The following is a 1,648-nucleotide window of genomic DNA, read 5'->3' as shown; positions in this document are numbered from 1 at the left end:
GCCGGATTAAGGCTTGAGTTTTTGCCATGTTTCTGTTATATTGAAAAAGCAGGGAGCAAAAACACTCCCTGCCAACCAATTTTACCCTTGTTTGGACTTTACACAAAGTTAGAAGCAGACCCGTTTCTTCTTTTGCTATATATAAAACAACTAACAGAAGTATAAAACGTCTCTTAAATCCTATATTTTTATCATATTAATTTTTTATCTGTTCTAATCAATTGGATATTATAAAGATTATAAAAAAGATATGTCTTCAATCTCAACCTTATATCTTAATTCGTACCCATTACTTCTATCATTTTCATCACTTCATCGGTCATAACAAAACCCTGCGGTGCAAGAATGTCGTCACCTTTGTCTGAAATGATACCTTTTTGGTGCGCCCAAGCCATAGCTTTACGAGCAAATGGGGAAATATCTCTGACATCGCTGAAATGCATCAAACCGGGATAATCCATCAACATGGGGCCGCCAGCATAACGCCACAAAATCGTTACGCACTGCTCACGGTTTACCGCGTCATCCGGACCAAAGCTGCCATCACCATACCCACCGACTAATTTTTCACTGGTTGCCCAGCGTATGGCTTCTGCATATGAATCCACTCCGTCTACATCTTTGTAATCCATAGCATAATTTACAACCGGATTTCCAGCCTGATTGTGCAGGATAGAAACCAAATCTGCGCGAGTGAGCATTTTCTCATGTTCCATCTCAGCTTTTGGCAGTACCATTATATGGTTTGCATAGGTCTGACCGGGATAACTCTCTGCTACTGCTTCATACCATGCCATGATATAACTTCCCGGATGAATATCGTCCAATGTTACAGAATTTTTCGTCAGATAGGATAGGACTTTCGTTTCTGCATCAGTAAAGAGAAATAAACTTCCATTGTCCGTAGTGATTTTCAGTTTTCCATCTTCTTTAGAAACTGCTTCTACTTCATGATACATGGTACATCCAGCGTCTTGGGGGATGTTACGTACAATAGCGAAGGCCGCTGACTGCGGAGGAATAGACGCAGTTTTTGCGTGGCTGCGAAATACATACAACCGATCCCCTTCTTTTAAATCGGAGGGGTCATCCGCAGTTTTGTTTCCGCTGTCAATCCACGCTGTTTCATCTGATATATTGAATATGTATTCTCCATAGCGCTCTGAATCCATACAGAGCTGAGAAATTTTTTCGTCTTCCGATTTTACAATTTCTTTTACCTGACCATAATAAAGAATACTATCTGGCGGTATGGGCTGAGTGGCCGCAATAGTTGGTACTGAATTGGGCGCAGAAGTCGCAACCCCTGCTGCAAAGGAATGAACACTCATTGTACAAAGAAAAACTCCACTCAAAGCAAATGCTGCAAATTTTTTGTTCATACTAATTCTCCTTTTCATACATCATTTTATTATTCAGAATGCATTCTTTCATTATTTAGACACTAAGTCATAACCACCGGCAAAGCCGGTGGCTTGCTCAGCCCTATAAGGGCATGTTACTGGCTGGGCTGAAAGCCCTCTGAATCGTCTGCCAGCCGCAAACTTTTTCAAGCCGCCGCTAAGGCGGCTTTATCTTTTGCTCTTTTTTACTGGCTCACCCGTAAACGGGTCTGCCAGTTCTTTTACACTCATTTGCTCATAGGCTA

General features: G+C 41.5%; 1 protein-coding gene. It reads right to left on the bottom strand.

Annotated features, from left to right (window positions below; translation table 11 throughout):
* Positions 1–275 precede the first annotated feature (275 nt).
* Positions 276–1,382 (bottom strand): S-layer homology domain-containing protein, encoded by a 1,107-nt coding sequence (locus KQI32_RS13200; RefSeq protein ID WP_216426101.1) that lies wholly within the window; start codon positions 1,380–1,382, stop codon positions 276–278.
* Positions 1,383–1,648: the final 266 nt, after the last annotated feature.

It is taken from the genome of Acetivibrio sp. MSJd-27, from assembly GCF_018918095.1.
GTDB lineage: Bacteria > Bacillota > Clostridia > UMGS1840 > HGM11507 > HGM11507.
The sequence above is the reverse complement of the archived record's forward strand: the minus strand, read 5'-3'. Positions and strand labels throughout refer to the sequence as shown.